The organism is Oscillibacter sp. (assembly GCF_028693505.1).
Classification (GTDB): Bacteria; Bacillota; Clostridia; order Oscillospirales; family Oscillospiraceae; genus Oscillibacter.
Genome location: NZ_JAQUVF010000025.1, coordinates 1 through 22677, shown reverse-complemented (window position 1 = coordinate 22677; position 22677 = coordinate 1). Strand labels below are relative to the sequence as shown.

Annotated in this window: 21 protein-coding genes; 6 read left to right on the top strand and 15 right to left on the bottom strand. The window is 57.9% G+C overall.

The genetic code is table 11. The annotated features are described in order from the left end of the window. Positions 1-23 precede the first annotated feature (23 nt). From rpoB to PHI30_RS08320, 8 genes are all read right to left on the bottom strand, one after another. Positions 24-3737: a DNA-directed RNA polymerase subunit beta gene (gene rpoB, locus PHI30_RS08355; protein WP_300026486.1), complete on the bottom strand. Its 3714-nt coding sequence runs from the start codon at positions 3735-3737 to the stop codon at positions 24-26. Between the two features lie 363 nt (positions 3738-4100). Beyond that, positions 4101-4490, bottom strand: a complete 390-nt coding sequence (locus PHI30_RS08350) for a RidA family protein (protein ID WP_300026483.1) — start codon at positions 4488-4490, stop codon at positions 4101-4103. 24 nt (positions 4491-4514) lie between these two features. Next, positions 4515-5381, bottom strand: coding sequence for a DMT family transporter (locus PHI30_RS08345; RefSeq protein ID WP_300026480.1), 867 nt, complete (start codon positions 5379-5381; stop codon positions 4515-4517). Positions 5382-5413: 32 nt separating this feature from the next. Next, entirely contained in the window at positions 5414-5926 is a 513-nt protein-coding gene (locus tag PHI30_RS08340) for a nitroreductase family protein (RefSeq protein ID WP_300026478.1), read from the bottom strand. 98 nt (positions 5927-6024) lie between these two features. Continuing rightward, complete coding sequence (locus PHI30_RS08335; protein WP_300026476.1) at positions 6025-7698, bottom strand: dihydroxy-acid dehydratase; 1674 nt, start codon at positions 7696-7698, stop codon at positions 6025-6027. A 1-nt stretch (position 7699) separates the two neighbouring features. Then, positions 7700-9736 (bottom strand): TRAP transporter permease, encoded by a 2037-nt coding sequence (locus tag PHI30_RS08330; RefSeq protein ID WP_300026474.1) that lies wholly within the window; start codon positions 9734-9736, stop codon positions 7700-7702. A gap of 30 nt (positions 9737-9766) precedes the next feature. Further along, positions 9767-10807, bottom strand: a complete 1041-nt coding sequence (locus tag PHI30_RS08325) for a TAXI family TRAP transporter solute-binding subunit (RefSeq protein WP_300026471.1) — start codon at positions 10805-10807, stop codon at positions 9767-9769. Between the two features lie 73 nt (positions 10808-10880). After that, entirely contained in the window at positions 10881-11960 is a 1080-nt protein-coding gene (locus PHI30_RS08320; protein ID WP_300026469.1) for an NAD/NADP-dependent octopine/nopaline dehydrogenase family protein, read from the bottom strand. A gap of 208 nt (positions 11961-12168) precedes the next feature. Between PHI30_RS08320 and PHI30_RS08315 the strand changes: the two genes are divergently transcribed. After that, positions 12169-12966, top strand: a complete 798-nt coding sequence (locus PHI30_RS08315) for a helix-turn-helix domain-containing protein (RefSeq protein ID WP_300026468.1) — start codon at positions 12169-12171, stop codon at positions 12964-12966. Positions 12967-13037: 71 nt separating this feature from the next. On the opposite strand, the gene PHI30_RS08310 is transcribed toward PHI30_RS08315, so the two are convergent. The 3 genes from PHI30_RS08310 to PHI30_RS08300 all read right to left on the bottom strand — a co-directional run bounded on the left by PHI30_RS08310 (position 13038) and on the right by PHI30_RS08300 (position 14260). Continuing rightward, entirely contained in the window at positions 13038-13223 is a 186-nt protein-coding gene (locus PHI30_RS08310; RefSeq protein WP_300026466.1) for a hypothetical protein, read from the bottom strand. 112 nt (positions 13224-13335) lie between these two features. Beyond that, positions 13336-13638 carry a thiamine-binding protein gene (locus PHI30_RS08305; protein WP_300026464.1) on the bottom strand — a complete coding sequence of 101 codons (303 nt, stop codon included), beginning with the start codon at positions 13636-13638 and terminating at the stop codon, positions 13336-13338. 19 nt (positions 13639-13657) lie between these two features. After that, the gene (locus tag PHI30_RS08300; protein WP_300026461.1) at positions 13658-14260 is read right to left on the bottom strand and encodes a YcxB family protein; all 603 of its coding nucleotides are present in this window, start codon (positions 14258-14260) and stop codon (positions 13658-13660) included. Positions 14261-14478: 218 nt separating this feature from the next. Between PHI30_RS08300 and PHI30_RS08295 the strand changes: the two genes are divergently transcribed. Beyond that, positions 14479-15240, top strand: coding sequence for an SDR family NAD(P)-dependent oxidoreductase (locus PHI30_RS08295; protein WP_300026459.1), 762 nt, complete (start codon positions 14479-14481; stop codon positions 15238-15240). A gap of 9 nt (positions 15241-15249) precedes the next feature. On the opposite strand, the gene PHI30_RS08290 is transcribed toward PHI30_RS08295, so the two are convergent. Further along, on the bottom strand, positions 15250-15636 hold the full coding sequence (locus PHI30_RS08290; RefSeq protein WP_300026457.1) for a DUF6323 family protein: 387 nt from the start codon (positions 15634-15636) through the stop codon (positions 15250-15252). A gap of 324 nt (positions 15637-15960) precedes the next feature. Between PHI30_RS08290 and PHI30_RS08285 the strand changes: the two genes are divergently transcribed. From PHI30_RS08285 to PHI30_RS08270, 4 genes are read left to right on the top strand one after another with little or no spacing between them, the layout of a single operon-like run. Next, positions 15961-16596, top strand: coding sequence for a TrkA C-terminal domain-containing protein (locus PHI30_RS08285; protein ID WP_300026454.1), 636 nt, complete (start codon positions 15961-15963; stop codon positions 16594-16596). Next, positions 16593-17705 carry an ABC transporter ATP-binding protein gene (locus PHI30_RS08280; protein WP_300026451.1) on the top strand — a complete coding sequence of 371 codons (1113 nt, stop codon included), beginning with the start codon at positions 16593-16595 and terminating at the stop codon, positions 17703-17705. The genes PHI30_RS08285 and PHI30_RS08280 overlap by 4 nt, the downstream gene beginning before the upstream one ends. Continuing rightward, on the top strand, positions 17702-18343 hold the full coding sequence (locus PHI30_RS08275; RefSeq protein ID WP_300026448.1) for an ABC transporter permease: 642 nt from the start codon (positions 17702-17704) through the stop codon (positions 18341-18343). The genes PHI30_RS08280 and PHI30_RS08275 overlap by 4 nt, the downstream gene beginning before the upstream one ends. Next, positions 18340-19863, top strand: coding sequence for a glycine betaine ABC transporter substrate-binding protein (locus tag PHI30_RS08270; protein ID WP_300026445.1), 1524 nt, complete (start codon positions 18340-18342; stop codon positions 19861-19863). Before PHI30_RS08275 ends, PHI30_RS08270 begins: the two co-directional genes overlap by 4 nt. 73 nt (positions 19864-19936) lie before the next feature. On the opposite strand, the gene PHI30_RS08265 is transcribed toward PHI30_RS08270, so the two are convergent. Genes PHI30_RS08265 through PHI30_RS08255 form a run of 3 tightly spaced genes read right to left on the bottom strand, consistent with a single transcriptional unit; the run spans position 19937 to position 22566 of the window. After that, positions 19937-20677 carry an amino acid ABC transporter ATP-binding protein gene (locus tag PHI30_RS08265; protein ID WP_300026442.1) on the bottom strand — a complete coding sequence of 247 codons (741 nt, stop codon included), beginning with the start codon at positions 20675-20677 and terminating at the stop codon, positions 19937-19939. A 1-nt stretch (position 20678) separates the two neighbouring features. After that, a complete protein-coding gene (locus PHI30_RS08260; protein ID WP_300026440.1) occupies positions 20679-21581 on the bottom strand; it encodes an amino acid ABC transporter permease in 903 nt (300 codons plus the stop codon). Positions 21582-21621: 40 nt separating this feature from the next. Further along, positions 21622-22566 carry a transporter substrate-binding domain-containing protein gene (locus PHI30_RS08255; protein ID WP_367186362.1) on the bottom strand — a complete coding sequence of 315 codons (945 nt, stop codon included), beginning with the start codon at positions 22564-22566 and terminating at the stop codon, positions 21622-21624. Positions 22567-22677 lie beyond the last annotated feature (111 nt).

The window sequence follows — 22677 nt, the reverse complement described above, 5'->3', positions numbered from 1 at the left end:
TTGACGAACGGGCTGATTCTGAATCATTCGTCGTCGAAGTCAGCGTCAATTTCCGTGCCAATATCCGCGCCGGCATCCTCCGGTGCTTCCTCAATGTCAAAGCCGGACTCCTGCAGCTCGGTCTCTTCCACAAGAGCATGGTGGCGGTCGTCGTCGGCGTCCATCCGGGCCAGATTAAAGGTGTCCAGCGCATCCTCGTTCTCCTTGAGCTCGATGATGTTGCCGTCCTTATCCAGCACCTCGATATCCAGACACAGTGCCTGAAGCTCCTTCACCAAAACCTTGAAGGATTCCGGCACGCCGGGCTGGGGCACGTTGTGGCCCTTGACGATGGCCTCGTACGTGCTGACACGGCCCGTGACATCGTCGGACTTCACCGTCAAAATCTCCTGCAGGGTATATGCCGCGCCGTAAGCCTCCAGCGCCCAAACTTCCATCTCGCCGAAGCGCTGGCCGCCAAACTGGGCCTTGCCGCCCAGAGGCTGCTGCGTGACCAGAGAGTAGGGGCCGGTGGAACGGGCGTGGATCTTATCGTCAACCAGATGATGCAGCTTCAGGAAGTACACATAGCCCACGGTGACGCGGTTGTCAAAGGGCTCGCCGGTGCGGCCGTCGTACAGCACGCTCTTTCCCTCGGGGTCCAGACCGGCCTCCTCCAGCATGAGCTTGATGTCCTCTTCCCGGGCGCCGTCGAAGATGGGGGTGGCCACCTTGCAGCCCAGCGCGTGGGCGGCGTAGCCCAGATGGACCTCCAGCACCTGTCCGATGTTCATACGGGAAGGCACGCCCAGAGGGTTCAGCACGATGTCCAGCGGCGTACCGTCGGGCAGGAAGGGCATATCCTCCTGGGGCAGCACGCGGGAGACAACGCCCTTGTTGCCGTGGCGGCCTGCCATCTTATCGCCCACCTGAATCTTGCGGCGCTGGGCAATATACACGCGAACCACCATGTTCACGCCGGGCCCCAGCTCATCGCCGTTTTCACGGGTAAAGACCTTGGTATCCAGCACGATGCCGCTCTCGCCGTGGGGCACCTTCAGCGAGGTGTCCCGGACTTCCCGGGCCTTCTCGCCGAAAATGGCGCGCAGCAGGCGCTCTTCCGCGGTGAGGTCCGTCTCGCCCTTGGGCGTGACCTTACCCACCAGAATGTCGCCGGACTTGACCTCCGCGCCCACGCGGATGATGCCGTTTTCGTCCAGATCCTTCAAGGCGTCCTCGCCCACGTTGGGGATATCCCGGGTGATCTCCTCGGGGCCCAGCTTGGTGTCCCGGGCGTCCAGCTCGAACTCCTCGATATGGATGGAGGTATACAGGTCCTCCCGCACCAGACGCTCGTTCAAAAGGACGGCGTCCTCGTAGTTGTAGCCTTCCCAGGTCATGAAGCCGACAAGGATGTTGCGGCCAAGCGCGATCTCGCCCTGCTCGGTGGCGGGTCCGTCCGCCAGAACGGTGGGGTCCTCCCACTCGCCCTTTTCATTGATCCGCTTGCCGTGCACCCGCTCGCCCACGTCCACAATGGGGCGCTGGTTGATGCAGGTGGTGTGGTTGGAACGGATATACTTGGTCAGCTTATAGTCCTTCGTCTCGCCGCTGTCGTATTTGATCGTGACATGGCGGGCATCCACCGCGGAGACCACGCCCTCGCCCTCGGCCAGAACCACGATCTCGGAATCGATGCAGATCTTATGCTCCATGCCGGTGCCCACGATGGGGGCCTCGGGCCGCAGCAGAGGCACTGCCTGACGCTGCATGTTGGCGCCCATCAGGGCGCGGTTCGCGTCGTCGTTTGGCAGGAAGGGAATCATGGCGGTGGCGATGGAGACCATCATGCGGGGAGAGACGTCGATATAATCCACCATCTCCTGGTCCACTTCCACGATCTCGTCCCGGTGCCGGGCAATGATACGGGTGTTGATGAGACAGCCGTTCTCGTCCAAAGGCTCGGCGGCCTGACCGACGATAAAGTTGTCCTCCTCGTCGGCGGTCATATAGGTAATATCCATGGCGACCTTGCCGGTCTCTTTGTCCACGCCGCGGTAAGGCGCCTCAATGAATCCGTATTCGTTGATGCGGGCATAGGTGGAAAGATAGGAGATCAGGCCGATGTTGGGACCTTCCGGCGTCTCGATGGGGCACATCCGGCCATAGTGGCTGTAATGCACGTCTCGCACTTCCATGTTGGCGCGCTCGCGGGAGAGGCCGCCGGGGCCCAGGGCGGAAAGACGCCGCTTGTGAGTCAGCTCTGCCAGAGGGTTGGTCTGGTCCATGAACTGGCTCAGGGGGCTGGAGCCGAAGAACTCCTTGATGGCGGCGGTGACAGGGCGGATATTGATGAGGCTCTGGGGGGTGACGATATCCATATCCTGAATGGTCATGCGCTCGCGGATGACCCGCTCCATCCGGCTAAAGCCGATGCGGAACTGGTTTTGCAGCAGCTCGCCCACGCAGCGCAGACGACGGTTGCCCAGATGGTCGATATCGTCCTTCACGGACACGCCGCGGGCAAGGCCGTTCATATAGTTCACGGAGGTGAGAATGTCGTCCACGATGATGTGCTTGGGCACCAGATCATCCTTGTGGAGCTTGATCTGCTCTTTCAGCTCCTCGCCGGAATACTGGGACAACAGCTCCTGCAGCACCTCATAGCGGACCCGCTCCTTGATGCCGCACTCGCTCAGCGGGTCGAAGTCCACATAGTGCTTCAAGTCGCACATTTTATTGGAGATGACGCGCAGAGGCTCGCCGTCGGACTCGATGGTGACTTCGCTCACGCCCACTGCGTCCAGCAGCCGGGCATCCTCTTTGGAGAGAACGTGGCCATCTTCAAACAGAATCTCGCCGGTGGCAGGGTCCGCCACGGGATAAACCAGCTGATAGCCGGTGATCCGCTGCCACAGGGACAGCTTCTTATTGAACTTGTAGCGGCCGACGACGGACAGGTCGTACCGCCGCGGATCGAAAAACAGATTCCGCATCAAAGCTTCGGAGGCCTCCACCGTGGGGGGCTCGCCGGGACGCAGCTTGCGGTAAATTTCCAGCATGGCGTCCTCGTAGTTCTTGCAGGGGTCTTTTTCCAGCGTCGCCACGATCCGGGGATCGTCGCCGAAGCGGTCCAGAATCTCCGCGTCGGTCTTGAGACCCAGCGCGCGGATCAGGCAGGTCACCGGCAGCTTGCGGTTTTTATCGATACGGACCCAAAACACCTCGTTGGTGTCGGTCTCATACTCCAGCCATGCGCCCCGGTAGGGGATCACGGTGGCGGAGAGGATCGGCAGGTCCGTCTTGAGGTCGGTATCCTTGCCGTAATAAACGCCGGGGCTGCGGACGATCTGAGAGACCACCACGCGCTCGGCGCCATTGATGACGAAGGTGCCGGCATGGGTCATGAGCGGGAAATCGCCCATGAAGATCTCCTGCTCCTTGATCTCCTCGGTCTCCTTGTTCCGCAGGCGAACCTTTACCTTCAGCGGAGCGGCATACGTGGCGTCCCGGGCTTTGCACTCCTCCACGTCGTACTTGGGCGCTTCATCCATCTTGTAGTCGATGAAGGTCAGCTCCAGGTTGCCCTGATAGTCCGTGATCGCGCCGACGTCGTCAAAGACCTCCCGCAGACCGATTTCCAAAAACTCCTGGTAAGATGTCTTCTGGATCTCCAGAAGATTCGGCATGGGGACGACTTCCTCATACTGGGCAAAGTTCTTACGAAGGGTCTTTCCGTAAAGCTTGTCTTTGGCCATCTTCTCATTCACCTTTCTTCTGCCGTCCCCGTCCTGTCCGGCGGAGGCGGCAAGTCATTTCTTTCAAGCAGCATGGCAGGACACACGAGGGAGCGTTGTTAAAACGTTTGTTTCCTGCTCTTGCATTGTCATGGGAAATATGCTATCTTGTACGTAGCTAATAAAGAATGGCGTTCTATTTCCATCATCATATAAGCGATTTATTCTACCACAGATCTCATGCTGTGTCAAGGAAAATTATCCAACAGCCGACCAAATGGTCGGCTGTTTTGCGCAAAAAGGGCCGGCTGTACCATACAGCCGGCCCTTTTTATCCCTTTGCGGATTTTTCGCCCGTTCTTGGCAGCTCCCCGGTATTTGCGCTCAGTCCCGCACGCCGGCAACCGCCTGAATCTCAAAAAGAAACTTCGGCGCCGTGAAATTGACCTCTGTGACGCTGCGGGTGGTGGGGACTCCCTCTCCCAGAAAGTACTCGTCAAAAATCTGGTTCATCAGGGCAAAGTCCTCGCGGTGCGCCAGAAAGCAGTCGCAGTGCAGCACCATGTCCATGCCGCTGCCGCCGGATTCCAGCGTATTCTTCAAGCTTTCAAAACAGCCGCGAATCTGCTCCTCCGGCGTGGTGGGCATGGTGCCGTCGCTCCTTGTGGCGGAGTGGGCGGTGGTAAAAATCAGGTCTCCGTAGCGGATCGCGCGGGACCACTTGGTTTTCAATGTCTCCCCTTTGGGAACAATTTGAATTTTTTCAGGTGCCATTGTCATTGCCTCCATATAAAATCTTTAACTTGCCGGTTGGGCCTGCCGCTGATGATATAAATAGGACCACAAAGCCCCGCAGACAATCAGCGCAGCTCCCAGCACAGTGGACGCGGTAAGCGCTTCTCCCAGCAGGAAATATCCCAATACGGCAGAAAACAAAATGCCGGAATAATCATAAATGCTGACCTCGGACGCAGGGGCCTTTTGATAGGCGTAGGTAAGACTGATCTGCCCTGCCGCGCCAAAGATTCCAATCAGAATCAAGATCATAAGATCCCGCCACGAAGGGATTACAAAGGCGGGAATCATCAGGATACCGGCGGCAGCCGTACTGAATAGGGAGAAATGGAAAATAACGGTCAGCGGATTTACGTGTCCTTTGCAAAAGGCGATCATGGTGTAGGCAAGGCCGCTGCTCACCGCTGTCAAAAAGGCCAGGAGCAGCGGCAAAAAGTTAGACTCAAAGGAAGGGCGCATGGCCACAAAGGCCCCCGCCAAACACAGCAGAATGACCGGAACCTGCACTTTGGAGATCTTCTCTTTTAAGAAGATCATCGCAAACACGCTCACCCAAATGGCAGACGTCCTGTTCAGCAGCGCCACGTCTGCCTGCCGGGCGCCCGCACTGGCATAGAACAGCATCACCACACCGACAAATCCCAAAAAGGACCGTGCAAACAGCGGCAGGCGATACGCACGCGGTCCCATCAGCGGCAGGCGGTTTCGCCGCAGCAGCACAAACGTCACAAAGAGGCTGAACAGATTGCGGAAAAAGACCTGCTGCATGGTTCCCACATGGGTGGCGGAAATCTTGACCACCACCTGCATCAGGGAAAAGGATAGCGCGGAGAGCAGCATCAACGCCACCGCCTGTTTTCTCTCTTTCATCTCTTTACCGGGCCCTCTGCGGCCCACGCTCCTCAATATCGGTTGTGCCCCACAATTTCCGCAAGCGTCTTTCGGCTCTTGCGCTCCTGCGTGCCGTCATGATACCCCAGCGGAATCATGGTGACGACCCGCGTCTGCGCCGGTATGCCCAGCACGTCCTTCACCGCCTCCGCGTCAAACGCTCCCAGCCAGCAGGTCCCAAGGCCCTGCTCGTACGCTTCCAGCATCATATAGGCGCCGCACAGCGCCGCGTCGATGGGGTAGTTTTTTTCCCCGCAGGGCATCGTAAACTCGGTCTCCGCCGTGGCACACAAAACAAGGACCACCGGCGCCTGTTCGATCATCGGCTGCGCGCCGGCCTTTTCCCGGAGCAGACGCTTCACCGCCGGATCGTCCACAACGATAAAACGGCGGTATTGGTGGTTAAAGGCGGACGGCGCCAGTCTGCCGGCCTCAAGCACCTTCTCCAGTTTTTCCGGCTCCACCGCTTTTGGCAGATAGCTCTTTACGCTCTGACGCCCCTTCAGGGCTTCCATGACTTCCATGAAACGCTTCCTTTCCCAGCGGCGCAAGGTCCTGCCCGGCAAGTGCCCGGCAGGACCTTGCGCCGTTTTCAGCAGTTTCTGTTTCCTGCGCAATTTGCTCAGGCGCGATGATCCTCGATCAGGGTGGCTCCCTTCAAGATGGAACCCACGCAGCGCTGGTAGACGGAAAGCCAGCCGGTTTTCGGCTCCAGCTTCAGCTCGGCCCGGGCCATGCGCTCCGCCAGCTCCTCGTCGGAAAGCTCAATGTTCAGCTCCCGCTTTTCAATGTCGTAATTCACAAAGTCCCCGTCCTGCACGGCGCACAACGGTCCCCGCAGAGCGGCTTCGGGAGAGGCATAGCCAAAGCAGGCCCCGGACGCCGCGCCGGAAAGGCGACCGTCCGTCACCGTCGCCACATCGTCCTTGAGGTGACTACCCTTCAAAGCCGTGGTAAACGCATAGGAGGTATGGGGTCCCGCCTTGACGCCCTGATAGAGGATGAACACCACGTTGCCGGCCTGAATCCGGCCGTCCCGCAGCGCCGCGATGGCCTCGTCCTGATTGTAGAACACCTTGGCGGTGCCCCGGAACTTATGCAGCTTGGCAGGTACCGCGGACTGCTTGATGAACGCGCCCTGCGGCACCAGATTGCCCTTGCAGAGAATCAGGCCGCCGTCGCTGTCCAGCGGCGCCGCCAGCGAGTGGATCACCTGCGCATTGCGGGTAACGCGGCCCTCAATGTTCTCCGCCAGCGTTTTCCCCGTGACTGTCATGCCGGCAAGGTCCAGCTTTCCGCACAGTTCGTTGAGCAGGGCGGAAAGTCCGCCGGCAGCCTCGAAGTCCGCCATGCAGCACTTCCCGTTGGGACGAATGCCGATCAGCAGCGGCACCTCGCAGCTAGCCTCGGCATAAATTGCGCTGCAATCCATGTCCAGGCAGGCCTCGGTGGCCACAGCGGGGATGTGGATAATGGTGTTGGAGGAGCCGCCGATGGCCATGCAGACCCGAATGGCATTCACGATGGCCTTTTCCGTGATGATGTCCCGTGGCCGGATGTTCTTCTCCCACAGCTCCATCACCTTGCGACCCGCATCCCGGCTCAGATTGATTAGCGTGCCGGAAATCGCCGCCATGGTGGCGTTTCCCGTCAGGGACATGCCGATGGTCTCGGTCAGCAGGCTCATGGTGTTGGCTGTGCCCATCATGCCGCAGGCGCCCTTGCAGGGCGCGCACACATGGATCAGCTCATCGAACTTTTCCTTGGTCATGGCGCCCTCTTCCACCTTGGAGATGCTGGCGCCCACGTCGATAAAGTCCACATGCTCGCCGTCCAGATAGGGCGTTTCCATGTAGCCGCCGGTGACGATGACCGTGGGGATATTTACCCGGCCCGCCGCCATCAGCATGGCGGGGACCACCTTGTCGCAGGTGCCGATGAGCACCATGGCGTCCAGATGATGGGCCTTGGCGTTGAGCTCGATCTCGTTGACCAGCAGATCCCGGGAGGGCAGCACGTAGTCGCCCCCGCCCACGCAGTCGCACAGGTTCACGCCGTAAAACAAAAACGGCAGGCCGCCCTTTTCGATGATTCCCTCCCGCACGGCGTCCGCCAGCTGACGCTGGTGGATGTGGCCGGGATTGATCTCGTTCCAGGTGTTCATAATGCCCACGCGGGGCTTTTCGATATCCGCGTCGTTATAGCCAAGGCCGTAGAAAAACGCCCGCGTCCCCTGCCAGTCCAGCGTCATGCGATCCTCCAGATCGCTGTTGATTTTCCTTTTTACTTCACTCATATCAATGAATCCTCTCTTTTTCTTTGCCGCATTGCGCCAGCTCGGCTTTTCTGGCTCTTCTCTCGGTGACAACCAAAAACACCAGAACCGCCACGCCCAGCAAATCTGTGATATGCTCCGGCACAATGCAGAAAATGCCCGCCGTAAACGCCAAGCACCGTTTCCACATCACCATCGGGCGGAGCAGATAGCCCTCCAGCCCCACCGCCACCAGATAAACGCCAATGATGGCGGTAAAGATGCAGGCGGTGGTATTGACCACGTCGATCTCATTGAGCAGCATACTGGGCTCATAGACAAACACGTAGGGAATCAGGAAGGCCGGGATCGCCATTTTAAACGCCACCCAGCCCGTTCGCGATGGATTGCTGCCCGCAATCGCGGCGGCTGCATAGGACGGCACGGCGACCGGCGGTGTGATACAGGCCAGAATTCCGAAATAGAAGCAGAAGAAATGGGCCGTCAGGGTGGGGATGCCCAGCTTCACGAGTACCGGAGCCGCCACCGTCGCCAAAACGATATACACCGCAACAGTAGGCATTCCCATGCCCATGATGATGGACATGATCATCACCAGAATCAGCGTCAAAAGCAGATTGCCCTGGGAGATCTCCAGAATATAGTTGCCCAGCACGTTTCCAACGCCGGTAAGCGTCGTAACGCCGATGATCATGCCCACGCAGGCGCAGGACACACCGAAGGACACCGTTTTCTTGCCGCCGTCCACAAAGGCGTTGGCAACCTGTCTGGGGGACATTCTGGTTTCCTTTTTCAAAGGAGAAATCACAATCACCAGAAGAATCCCGATCAGGGCGGCAAAGGAGATGGTATACTGCCGGATAATCAGATAAATGACCGCCACAAAGGGGATCAGCAGATGGCCCCGGGACCTCATGGCCGCCTTGGCGTCCGGCAGCTGCTCTTTGGGCATTCCCACAAGACCCAGCTTTTTGCTGCGCAGGTCCACCGTGATAAACACGCTCATATAATATAGGAACCCGGGGATCAAACCTGCCAGCATGATTTTGGAATAAGGAATTCCGATGTATTCCGCCATGATAAAGCAGGCCGCGCCCATAACCGGCGGAATCAGCTGGCCGCCGGTGGATGCGCATGCCTCCACCGCCCCGGCGAATTCCGCCGGATACCCGCACTTTTTCATCAAGGGGATGGTGAAGGTGCCGGTTCCCACCACATTGGCCGCCGCGGCGCCGGAAATGGTTCCGAAAGCCGCGCTGGAAACCACAGCCACCTTGGCAGGACCTCCGGTAGACCGTCCCGTCAGCGCCAGCGCAATTTCCTGAATAAAATCACCCATACCGCATTCCTGCAAAAGGGCGCTAAACAGGACGAACAGGGAAACGTAGGTCGCCGCCGTGCCCAGAGGACTGCCAAAAATCCCCTCCGGAATCATGAACATATGGTCGGCCATCCGGGTCAGTCCCCCGGCTTTGGTTTGAAACATGCCGGGCATGTAGTTGCCAAAATACGCGTAGACCAGAAAGACCAGCGTCACCAGCGACAGCGCGGGACTGACCAGCCGCCGGGTGCCTTCCAGCACCAGAATTGCCAGAATCACGAACACAAACTGGTCCGTGGAGTTGGAAATTCCAAACCGCATCAGAATGGCTTCATAGTTGACATAGGCATACAGGCAGCACCCCAGAGAGGCCGCCGCAAACAGATAGTCATACCAAGCCACGCCCTTTTCACTGTGCTTGCTGAAGGCGGGATAGACCAGAAACAAAATCACCATGGCGCACAGCAGATACAAGGAGCGCTGCTGCATGGCGGGCAGCTGCCCAAACGCAGCCGTATATACCAGAAACAAAGAGATGAACAGGGAAAACACATTAACAATATAAGAGACCACCTTGGTCAGCGCTCTCGTATTGTCCTCCCGGGAATACTCCCGCAGGATCTCGTCCGCCTTTTCCGCACAATCTTCCCCAGGAGCGACACCGGAGGCCGAAGCCTCCGGTTTTTCTGTCGCCGCAGCGGTTCCTTTGTGGAAAAGGCCCTTTTTCTCGCGATTCATAGGCCCCTCCTTATGCGTCATTCGCAGCTCTTACAAAATGCCTTGCTCCTGATAGTACTTCAAAGCGCCGGGATGGATGGGCATATCGGCAATGTCCTTCACCGCGTCGATGGTCAAATTCGCCACAGCTGCGTGCAGGGTGTTCAGATCCTCAATATTTTCCCACATGTACTTCGTCAGCTCATAGACCAGTTCATCGCTCAAATCCCCACTGCAGCAAAAATATGTACCGGTGGCAAAGGTGGGCAGCTCCTCCGTCTGATTCTTATAGGTATCCGCGGGAATCACAGAGGGATAGTAGGACGGATAGCTGTGACCGTTGGTTTCGCACATGGTATCGATGGTGGACTTCTCCAGAGGAATCAGGTATGCCTTGTCGGCATTGGTCAGCTCCACAAAGATGGAGAACGGCAGCTGCGTCAAGGCAATGGCGCCATCGGCGTGGCCATCCTTCATCGTCTCCGCGCCCTCGTTGCTGCCCAGATACAGCGGCTCAAAGTCTTCAAACGTCATCCCCATGGCGCCATAGAGGGTTTCCGCAATTGCCAGATCGCCGGAACCGGGGCCGCCGACGATCAGCTTTTTACCCCGCAGGTCCGCCTCGGACTTGATTCCCTTGCCGACAAACTGCTGGAAGATCGCGCTGTACAGCGGCGCGATGATTTTCAGATTCTCGTTGGCGCCGGTCTCCTTGAAGGAGTCGGTGCCATCCGCAGCCTGAACGAACACGCTCTGTCCGACGATACCGAAGTCGCAGGTACCGTTTTCCATAAACATGACGTTCTGCACGCCGCCGGTGGTAGCCGTGGCAGAGAACTGGCCAAACACCTTGCCATCATTAAAAAACTGAGTGAATACCGCGCCCATGGCGTTAAAGGTGCCTCCGGTGGCGCCGCCGCCAATGGCATACAGGGCGCTCTCGTCCAGATTGCTGTCGCTCTTTGCGGGTTCTTCCTTTTGGGTGTTTTCAGCTGGCTTCTCCGGGGCCGGGGCTTCCTGCTTGGACCCGCCGCAGGCTGTCATGGTCATCATCATGGCCACAGCCAAAAGCATGGATAGGAACTTCTTCATAATTTCACCCTCCGTTTTTTAGTACCTCTTTTTTATTTCATTCAGCGGTGCACACGCCGCTGGAATGAGCCGCTCAGGAAATCAGTTCGTAAATCTCCTCCAGTGTCTTTCCGGCCAGTCCCAATTTTTCCGCCGTGCGGCCCTCCTTCCGGAAATCGCGTCCGCAGACGATGCTACTGATCTCAATAAAGGCATCCATCACGGGCGTTTCCACGCCCAGCATACGGCCAATGGAGGAAAGCGGCACCAGGCCGCACACGGTATCCTCCACAAGAAAGCGGTGCTTCAAATTCATGGGGCTTTTCAGTCCCCTGTACGCGTTGTTGTGCTGAAGGAGATCATAAAGGTCCTCCTGCTCCAATCCGTAAATCTTTTGCAGGGTCTTTACCAGGGACGGAACCTCCAGCCCAAGCGCACGGCACACGCGCAACCGTTCTGCGTCACAGGCGGAAACCAGCCGGGCAACGCTGGGGGTAATGCCCTCCATATAATAATCGTAGCCCTGCCCCATGTCCGTGTTGGTAATATTCATCAGGCTGGGAATGGGATGCAGCATGGCGCCGCCGCCTTCAAAGCCGGTCTCCAAAATATTTTTTGCCGCGGTCAGATTTGGAAAGACAGGTCCCAGCGCCTCCATCACGCGCTTTACGTCCCCGGCGGGAATCGTAGCCACCTCCACTTTGTTTTTCACCCCGGACTGGAAGGTTTGCCCCACCTCGGCGGTGCGGCAGGCGTACATCAAATCCCCGGTCTCTCCGATGACGACATCCGCGCGGCAGCCATGGACCTCCCGGATGATGTGACGGACTTCCAGCGCGCCGCCCACATGTCCCGGGTTCAGCAAAAAGATTTGCCCGTCCCGCAGATACGGCGCGCAAAGATTCGCAATTTCACGGTGGGCGTCCGTGGTGGTCGTCACCATGATGACATCCACATCCGCCACCGCCGCGGCAATGTCGGCCGTGACCAGCTGCGGAAAGCCTTCACAGGCGAACTTGCCCGTAACCGTGATCTTTCCCAGCTCATTGAGACGCGCGATTTTCTCTCTGTCGTTATCATAGAGCTTCACAGAATACCCGCCGCTACTGAGAACGGCCGCCATCGTCTGGCCACCCGCCCCGGCTCCCAAAACCGCGAATTTTAGCTGCTCCATCCCATCGCCTCCATTTTCACTTGTGCGTATATGCGAACAACTTCGTATATAAGAACGTAATTTCATTTTATATCAAAACAAAAAAATGTCAACAAGTTTTCAATTTTTTGTGAAATCTGGCAAAAATGTGTTGCCGTTTTTTACATTGCGTGTTATGGTAGAAAAAAGAAACCATAAACTGCTCGCTTTATTTAGGAGGGTTCCAATCATGGCCCAAGTATCTCATCGGTCCACATCCCGCGTTCTGGATATTTTCGATTTGCTCTCCACCACCACGGAGGGGTTTACGCTGACAGAGATTGCGCAGGCGCTGGAATCTCCCAAAAGCAGCCTTCTGCCAATTCTGCAAACCATGGCCGCCCGCAGCTATATCGATCTGGACTATCACACCAATCGCTATACCATCGGGATCAATCTGTTTTACGCCTCCTCCATCTACCGCAATAAGATTTCCATGAATAAGTTCATCGACATGGAGATGCGGCAGCTGACGCACCGCATGGAGGAATCCTGCTGTCTGGGTACTCTGGAGGAGGATCATGTGCTCTTTCTCCACCGGACGGACCCCCCCGACTCCGTATGCTGTTACAAGTCGCCCGGGCGAACGGAGCTGGCCTGTCTTGGCGCAATCGGGAAGTGCCTTTTGTGCGACTTTAAGCTGAGCGAACTGACAGAATTGTTTTTCAAAGACGGCGGGCAGCTGCCGCCGCAGTTGAATCTCTACCGGGCCCATATTCAAATGGAGGAAACCCGCCTCACAAATATCGCCTATGAGTACGGCGAGGTGGAACCCGGCATCCAATGCGTGGCCGCGCCGATTCGCTTTCAGGACAAGGTGGTGGCCTCCATCGGCGTTATTCTGCCTTCCTTCCGGGTGAATCCGGAAAAGGCGATGACCGCCTCCAAGGCGCTGCCCATTTCCGTTCAGAAAATTGAGAACGTTCTCTCCACCATGGACGTTGATCTGCACGAGGTCTTTTCCCTCAACGGTTTTAAAAATCTGTAAGGGAACGCGCCTCTTGCCCCAGGGAGTAAAAAAAGGAGCCAGCTTGACAGCTGGCTCCTTTTTTGGTCTTTTCAGTTATACAGTTCCTCGTCGGCATAATCGTCATATTCAGAGCCGAACTTCTGGCGCAGGCGCTTCTTCATTCCACAGCAGCCGACGCTTAAATCGTGCCAGCCGCCAATCAGCAGGCAGACAAAAGCAGCGAATGCCAGACTGGCGCCAACAATTTTCATTACCATACGTGCCGTTTTGCTCATGGAAAATTCCTCCTTTGGATAATTGACAATCCACGAAAGTATCTTACACCATTTCCACAGGTTTTACAACTGTTTTCCTTTATAATTATTCCAACAGGGATCCTGCCGCCCCTCACTTCCGACGATGCTTGGCGGTCTTTTTGTCAATTGTCAGGATTTCTCCTTCCGGCTCGTAGACAACTTTGATATAGGCGGACACTTTTTTGGCCCCGGCGCGAATCGCCACGTGCTGGCACTCCTTCGCCACCTCCATCAAGCGGTCGTAATCGTCTCCCTCGATGGTCGTTTCAAATGGGCCGACTTCATAAGGAAGGCCTGTGCTTTGGATGTAGGCGATGACCTCATCCACGATCCGGATCAGCTCCTCGTCGCTCTCCACCGCTGGCAGTGTTTGAATTGCGATACTTGCCCTCATCTTTCCTCCCTGTCCCCTTTCATCTTCGGCTTTTGATGCGCTCAGCGCCCTTGGCGCCGTCTTTCCGAAGCTGACGGTTCTTGCGCCGCAGCAAAAGCGCCTTCACGCCGGTTCCGCCCAGAGGCGCCGTCTGTTCCACGGAAAGGCCGGTCTTTTTTTGCATAAAGTCCCGAAACTCGTTCACCTTTTTCGGCTGCAGCGCAGCTTTGGGCACCAGATAACCGGACTGCCGATTCAGGAAAAAGCAAAAATACGCCCCATCCTCAAAAAAGGCGTAGACATCCCGATAGCCCACGGTCAACTCCTGATTGCCGCAGCGCAGCTTGATCTCTTCCGGTTCAAAGGTGTAGAAGGTCTCCGGATAATTCCCCTTGGCCATCCGGATCATCTTTTCCCCGTTTCTCCGGGCGGGCAGCCCCAGACTGACCAGCATCCAGCAGGCCGCAAACACCAGCAGCATGGAAAGCGCGGAATTCAGTCCCCCAAACACGCCGCAAAAAAACGCAGCCAGGGCCAGCACAATGGCGCCGCCCTTTCTCCCGCCGCAAAACGCATCGTATTGAATTTTCGATAATCGCAGGAACGTTTCCTCCGAGTGCTGAATACTGGCCGCATAGCGCATAGCCGAACCTCCGCTCGCACAGCTGACTTTTCGTGATACGGCAGGCAGCATCTTGCGCTGTCCATATCGGCGTCATGAATTTATTTTACTATTCTATACACAAACTTTTTTAAAGTCAATTCATGCCGCGGTAATCTTGACCCTTTTCTCCCCAGTTGATATACTATTTTATGCGCAATTCAATGAAACGGAGCATTTGCTCCCGTCAGGAGGAATCTATGATGTTTGAATCCTTGAAAGGCAAAACTGTTCTCATTACCGGTTCCGGTGCGGGGATCGGCGCGGTAGCCGCGGAAAAGTTTGCACAGTTGGGCGCCTGCGTTGTCTTGAATTCCCTTTCTGACTCTGCCGAAAAAGTCTGTCAAAGGCTGCTGGAGGCAGGATATTCCTGCATGTCCGTCCGAGCGGACGTCTCCACCCAGGCAGGCGCGGAGCTGCTGGTCTCCTCCGCGCTGGAGCGCTTTGGCAAAATCGACGTGCTCATCAACAACGCCGGCATCGTGCCCGGCGGCAGCGTGGAGCAAAACACGGAGGACGAGTGGGATCACGTCATGGCGGTCAATGCCAAGAGCGTATTCCTCATGAGTCGGCTGTGCCTGCCCCATCTGCGCAAGGTAAAAGGCTCCATCATCAACACCACCTCCATCGTGGCGGTCAAGGGCGTGCGCAACCGGGCGATATACAGCGCCTCCAAGGGCGCCGTGCTGTCGCTGTCGCTGTCCATGGCTGCGGAATACATTTCCGAAGGTATCCGGGTAAACTGTGTCTGCCCCGGCACCGTCTATACGCCCTCCCTCCAGGATCGGATTAACCACTCCCCCGATCCCGATGCCGCGCTGCAAGCGTTTATCGGCCGCCAGCCGCTGGGCCGTCTGGGCAAACCGGAGGAGATCGCCACTGCAATGGTCGCCATCGCCTCGGAGGAACTGGGCTTTTTGTGCGGTCAAAACGTCATCGTGGACGGCGGCATGAGTCTCTGAGCGCCGGAATCAAAGCGCCGGGAACAGCAGCGCCCCCCGCGCCTTTTCATCGAAGGCCCGGCGCATCAGCGAGAGCAGCGCCCGGTCCGGCGTCGTGTCGTCCAGCTCGTTTTTCCAGTGGTAAAAGACCTCCTGCAGCGTCTCCAGCGTGTCGGCATACGTCTCCTGCTGCAAAAAGGGAGAGGAGCAAAGCGCGTCGATCAGCGCGCTCAGAATTCCCCCGCCAAACTCCACCCGTCCGGTGTCCCGCAGCGCGTGGGACCGCCCCACCGCCAGCGCCTCCGCCTGCTCCCGGGAAAGGGACAGGCCAAATCGCGCGGTTCGCGCATTGCAGTCCACCACGCTTTGTATCGTCTCCTTCAGCCCATGGGCCTCCCATGCGGACAGTTCTTCCATGAAACCACCTCCAACCGCAGACTACACCCTCGCGCCGCGCCGAACAAGACTTGAATTTTTGCCCGTTTCGTGGTAATATAGCATCAAGAATTTTATGGTTTTTTTAGGACGATCCGTTCCCTTCCGGGACGGACCGTCCTTTTCCTTTCCGCCGCAGATCTTTTTCCTTTGTTTTTTCGGTACTTCTATCCATTTTTCTTGCGCCTTTTCCCTTTTCTTAATGGATTTCCGCAATCTGTTTACAATTTTTTAACTGCCATCTCTATTTACTTTTGCAAGTTGGCAGTGTATAATAGCACCATCAACAACAGGGAGGTACTATGCATGCAGCAAACCGTCGTCCCGTCTCAGTATCTGCAAATCGCGCTGGATCTGGCCGGGCGCATCGCAAGAGGGGAGCTGCCGGAGGGAAGCCGTATTTACGGCCGTTCCGTCATGGCGTCCGAGTATAACGTGTCCCCGGAGACCATTCGCCGGGCGCTGCGGCTTCTCTCGGACATGAAGGTGGTGGAGGTAAAGCCTCAAAGCGGGGCCGTGGTCCTCTCCGCGGACAGTGCCCGGCGGTACATGGAAAATTTTGAGGAGAGCACCGACAGCCGCGCGCTGCGCAGTCAGCTCAAAGGGCAGATGGCGGAATACGCGGAGCTGAACCGCCGCATGGCGGAAACCGTCACCGCGCTCATCAAAAGCCGGGAGACCTTTTCCGCCGCCAACGAACCCTTCCCGAATTACGAAGTCCCCGTGCCCAAGGATTCCCCCCTGATTGGAAAAAGCATCGGCGCGCTGAAATTCTGGCAGTCCACAGGCGGCACCATTGTCGCCATCCGGCGGGGGCAGACCGTGATTCTCTCCCCCGGTCCCTACGCGGAGTTGTACGCCGGCGACACGATCGTTCTGGTAGGCAGTCCATCCGCCGCAGAGGCCGCCCACAGGCTTGTGACAGCAAAGGAGGTTTTATGATCCAATTTGAACACATCTGCAAAAGCTACGGGAAAACGCCCATCCTCAAGGATTTGAACTTCACCATCGAGGACGGGCAGTTCGTGGTCCTCATCGGCCCTTCCGGCTGCGGAAAGACCACCACCATGAAAATGATTAACCGCCTGCTGGAGCCGGACTCCGGCACGGTGTCCATCGACGGGGCGAACATCCGCTCCTCCGACAAGGTGGAGTTGCGCCGTCACATCGGTTACGTCATCCAGCAGATCGGCCTCTTCCCCAACATGACGGTGGCCCAGAACATCTGCGTGGTGCCAAAGCTTTTGAAGTACAATAAGACCCAGTGCGACGAGATCGTGCGGGACCTTTTGAAGCTGGTTAACATGGAACAGCACGCGGACAAATACCCCACGGAGCTCTCCGGCGGTCAGCAGCAGCGCATCGGCGTTTTGCGGGCGCTGGCGGCCTCGCCCCCCATCGTGCTGATGGATGAGCCCTTCGGCGCACTGGACCCCCAAACCCGGGAGGTCTTGCAGGACGAGGTGAAAAGTCTCCAGCAAAAGCTGAATAAAACCATCGTGTTCGTCACCCACGACATGGGCGAGGCGCTGAAGCTGGCGGACGTCATCATCTTTATGGACGGCGGCGAGATCGTGCAGATGGCCTCTCCAGAGGAAATGCTGGAGAACCCCGCCACGGACCGGGTGCGAAAATTCTTAGGCAAGCATTCAACAGACGCGCCGGGGCCGTCCAAGGTGGAAAGCTTCATGCGCACCAACGTTCTCACGGTCCGGAAGGACCGGGGCGTTTTGGAATGTGCCGAGCGCATGGCCCGGGGCAGCGTGGACACCCTTCTTGTCACCGACGAAAAAGGTCACTACGCGGGCACCATCTCCATCGGTGACATCCGCCACTGGGGGCAGGGGCTTGCGAATATCGAGCCGCTGATCCGTCAGACCGCCCGGACCGCCCAGGTGGGCGACAACGCCAAGGAGAGCTTCGATTACCTTCTGGACTCTGGCGCAAACTACGTGGTGGTCCTGAACGACGAGGGAACCATCGCGGGGATCGTAACCAAGACCAGCGTGGCGCGGTCGGTGGCGGAAAATCTCTGGGGGGATGCGAAATGAGAGGCCTTCTGGATACTTACGGCGCGCTGCTGGTCAAAGCCGTCGGCGTTCACACGGTGTATGTGCTGGTCTCCGTGGCCATCGGCTTTGCGCTGGGGCTGGCGTTTGGCGTGCTGCTGTCCCGCATTCCCAATTGGTCGGGCGTAATTTTGCCGGTCATCTCCGTGTTTCAGACCATCCCGGGGCTGGTGTTCATCGGCCTGCTCTTTTTATGGCTGGGCATGGTGCCCGCCACGGTCATCATCGCCCTGTCCATCTACGCCATGTTCCCGGTGCTGAAAAATACCTACGCGGGGATTCTCAGCGTGGAGCGCAAATACGTGGAAGCCGCGCTGGGCTGTGGTATGTCCCCCTTTCAGGTGCTTTTGAAGGTGGAGCTGCCGCTGGCCATGCCCACCATCATCGCCGGTCTCCGCATGGCCGCCGTCTACACCGTCTCCTGGGCGGTGCTGGCCGCCATGATCGGTCTGGGCGGTCTTGGCAACTTTGTCTATCAGGGCACGTCCTCCAACAACAACACGCTGATCCTGCTGGGCGCCATCCCCGCAGCCATCCTTGCCATCGCCATCGGCGCGGTGATTGACCTTCTGCAAAAGAAGGTGACGCCCCGGGGTCTCCAAAAGGAGGTGGGCGGATGAGCTGGGCCATCGTTTGCGAGCACCTTTTCATCGTGCTGGCCGCCGGTATCCTCTCCATTTCCATCGGTCTGCCGCTGGGGATTCTCGCCTATGTCTATCCCAAGGCCCGGGGGATCATATTGCGGGTGGTGGACCTGCTGCAAACCATTCCCTCCCTTGCGCTGCTGGGCATCATCATGGTGTTTCTGGGGGCCGGTAAGGTCACCGTCATTCTCGGCATCACCCTGTATTCCCTGCTGCCCATCGTGCGCAACACCTGCCTCGGTCTCGATCAGGTGGACCCCGGTGTAAAGGAAGCCGCCCGGGGCATGGGCATGAGCCGGACCTACCGGGTTTTGCGGGTGGAATTCCCCCTCGCCTTCCCCACGGTGTTCACCGGCATCCGCATCGCGGTGGTGAACGCCATCGGCACCGCTGTGTTCGCGGCCTTCGTGGGCGGCGGCGGTCTTGGCGGCATGATTAACCGCGGCATCCGCATTCAGGATATGACCCTCATCCTCTCCGGCACCGGCGCGCTGATGGTCATTGCCGTGGTGCTGGACCTGCTGATGGGCTTCTTCGAGCGGCAGATGCGCAAAAACAAGGGCGGCTCCCGGAGCATGTGGATTCCGGTGGGAGCCATTTTGCTGGCCTTTTGCCTGCTGCTCCCCTACGGCGTGGGAAAAAGCGGCGGGGCCGACGAGCTGATGCTCTACGACGGCGACTACTCCGAAACCCAGATCATGCACCACATGGTAAAGCTGCTGGTGGAGGAGCGGACGGACCTCACCGTTACCATTCAGGACCAGATGTCGCAGGTGAACAATTTCAAATCCCTCATCGGAAACGACCACACCTGCGATCTCATGATCTCCTACGACGGCACGCTGCTGACCACCTTTTTGCAGCTGGACACCGCCGACGTGCCGGAGGGCCTTTCCATCTATGACTTTGCAGACCAGACGGCGGGTGAGCGGTACGGCCTGCGGATGCTGGAGAAGCTGGGCTTTGACAACACCTACGCCATCGCCGTGCCCCAAGCCGTTGCGGACCAATACGGCCTTGAGACGGTCAGCGATCTTCTTCCCATTGCCGATCAGCTGGTATTCGGCGCGGAGCACGAGTTCTTCACCCAGGAGGGCAGCATGAAATTCGGACCCTTCACGGAATTTTACGGTCTGAAATTCAAGGACGAGGTGTCCGTGGACGTGAGTCTCAAATACGCCGCAGCGGAAAAGGGCAGCTTCGACGTGACGGAGGTCTATGCCACCGACGGGTTGAACCGCAAGGCCAATTTGAAGGTGCTGGAGGACGATCGGAACTTCTTCCCCGACTACAACGGCGCGTTTTTGGTGCGAAATGACACCTTTGAAAAGTTTGCCGATACGGCCCCCGATCTGGAGGAGGTTTTGAACCTGCTCTCCGGCACCATCCGCAACGAGGATATGGTGGAAATGACCTATCAGGTGGACGTGCAGGGCCAAAGCGTGGACGACGTGGCGCGTCAGGCGCTGGTGGCAAGAGGCCTCTTGCAGGCATAAAAAGTAAGCGCTCCGAAACCGTTGGTTTCGGAGCGCTTTTCTTTGGGAACCTCCGCTTCAGGCAGAGGTTTTTTTAACTTTTCCGGAAGCGGGAGAGGAAGTCCTTGGTCTCCTGCCTTTGGGGATTGCCGAAAAGGCCGGCGGGAGAGCCCTGTTCGCAGATGACCCCCTGATTCATATACACCACCTGGCTGCTCACATCCCGGGCAAAGGCCATCTCATGGGTGACCACCAGCATGGTCATGCCCTCCCGGGCCAGCGTCTGCATCACGCTCAGCACCTCGCCCACCATCTCCGGGTCCAGCGCGGAGGTCGGCTCGTCGAACAACAGCACCTCCGGGTCCATGGCCAGCGCCCGGGCGATGGCCACCCGCTGCTTTTGTCCGCCGGAGATCTGCCGAGGCTTGGCGTTGATATATGGGGCCATGCCCACCTTCTCCAGATACTCCATGGCGTGCTCCCGGGCGGCTTCGCCGCTCTTTTTGAGCACCTTCCTCTGCCCTACGCAGCAGTTTTCCAGCACCGTCATATTATTAAAGAGGTTAAAGGACTGGAACACCATACCCACATGGGCGCGGTAGGCGGCGGCATTGACGCCCCGGCCCGCCACGTTCTCCCCATGGTAGAGGATCTCGCCGGAGGTGGGGACCTCCAGCAGATTGATGCATCGTAAAAGGGTGCTCTTTCCGGAGCCGGAAGCGCCGATGATGCTGGTCACGTCACCCTTTTCCACCGTGAAATCGATATCCCGCAGGACCTCGTGGCTGCCGAAGCTCTTGGACAGGTGGTCGACCTGCAAAATCATCTCGCCCATGTCAGCGCTCTCCTCTCGCGGTGAAATTCCTGTTTTTCAGGGGCTTCTTCAGATTCTCCCGGTGCTCTTTGCCGTACTCCTTGCTGTGCTCATCATAGTTGCTGCCCTTGTCGGGGTGGTTGTACGTGCCGGCGGTCATGGTCAGGGAATCCTGCTGCACCAGCTCATAGCTGTTGGACCCGTCCATCCGCTTTTCGATCCACCGCAGCAGGAAGGAGGCGATCAGCGTCATGGTGAGATAGCCCGCCATCTCGATGGTCGCGGAGGGGAAATAGGTGAAGGTCGCGCCGGAGACCGCCTTGTGGGCGGCAAAGAAATCGGAGAAGCCGATGATGAACATGACCGAGGTATCCTTGATATTGATGATAAAGTTATTGCCGATCTGGGGCATGATATTGCGCAAAGCCTGGGGCAGAATCACGCAGGTCTGCGTCTGGAAATGGGTCATGCCGATGGCCTTTGCCCCCTCCGTCTGCCCCGGGTCCACGGAGAGGATGCCACCCCGGACGGACTCCGCCATATACGCGCCGGTGTTGATGGACACCACCAGAATGGAGACGGCCCAGATGCTCTCAAAGCGCAGGGTGTTGTTGGTGAAATAGGGAAGGCCGTAGAAAATAAAAACGGCCTGCAAAATCATGGGCGTTCCGCGAAACACCTCGATATAGACCCGGAGAACGCCCCGCACAAGCCCCAGAAAGAACCGCTTCACGGGATGATCCGTTTTCGCGTGGGGGATGGTCTGCAAAACGCCGCAGGCAAGGCCGATGAAGCAGCCGATGGCGGTGGCGATGATTGCCAGCGCCAGTGTGCGGCCCATGCCGCTGAGATAGTTTACCTTGCCGTACTTGGCCAACAGGGTTCCCATATCCGCCGCCAACTGCCCAAATCTTGACCAGTCCATGAAATGTTCCTCGCTCCCTCAAATTTTAGGTGAAAGCCGCTCAGCCGCCGATGGGCTGCACCGCCACCGCCTTGGCCATGAGATCGTTGAAATCCTCGGCGGTCATGGCGGAGAGGACGGCATCCAGCGCGTCCTTTAAGGTAGTATTGCCCTTCATCACGGAAATACCGATGTTTACATCCTCGTCGGAAACCTGAAAATTATCGTCGGTATCGGAGAAGTCCAGCAGCTGGAAGTCCGGATAGGCCACCAGAGCGCCCTGGGCGGTGGGCATATCGGTGCACACAAAATCCACGGCACCCGTCTCCAGCGCCATCAGCATGGCGGGGGCGGACTCTGCGGCGGTCTGGACCTTCGCGCCCTCGATCTGGGGCAGGCACGTATCATACCAGATGGTGCCCAGCTGGCTGGTGCAGCTGCCGCCGGAGAGGTCGGAGATGCCCTTGGCGCCGGCGAAGGCACTGCCCTGCTTGGTCAGGCAGATGATGGAGGCGTACAGATAGGGGCCTGCAAAGTCCACCTGCTCCGCGCGCTCGGCGGTCATGGACTGACCGGCAATGACGGCGTCCACCGTGCCGGACTGGACGGCGGGGATCAGGGAATCCCAGTCAAGCCGCACCACTTCCAGCGTCCAGCCGTTGGCCTCGCAGAGCTTCTGGGCCATCATCACATCGTAGCCGTTGGCATACTCATTGGAATCCTTGATGGCCACGGCCCCGTTGGAATCGTCGGGCTGGGACCAGTTGTAGGGCGCGTAGGCGCACTCCATGGCGACGGTCAGCACGCCGTCCTCCACACCGGAGGGGGCAGTCGTTTCCCCGGAGGGAGCTGCGGTTTCCTGCTTGGAACCGCCGCAGGCGGTAAGAGACGCCATGATGGTCAACGCCATCAGCAAAGAGAGAAACTTCTTCATGATAATCACCTTTTCAAAAATATTTCCGGCGCGATCCCCGCCGGTGGGATAAAAAAATTGGCTCAACTCCAAAGTTTGTTGATGACTGCTAAAACGGGCGCGGCACAGCAAGCTCCAATTTACCCGCAATGAGGTAAATCATGGAGGTATAGCCCTTGAATGTATTGAATCCGCGAGCCTTCC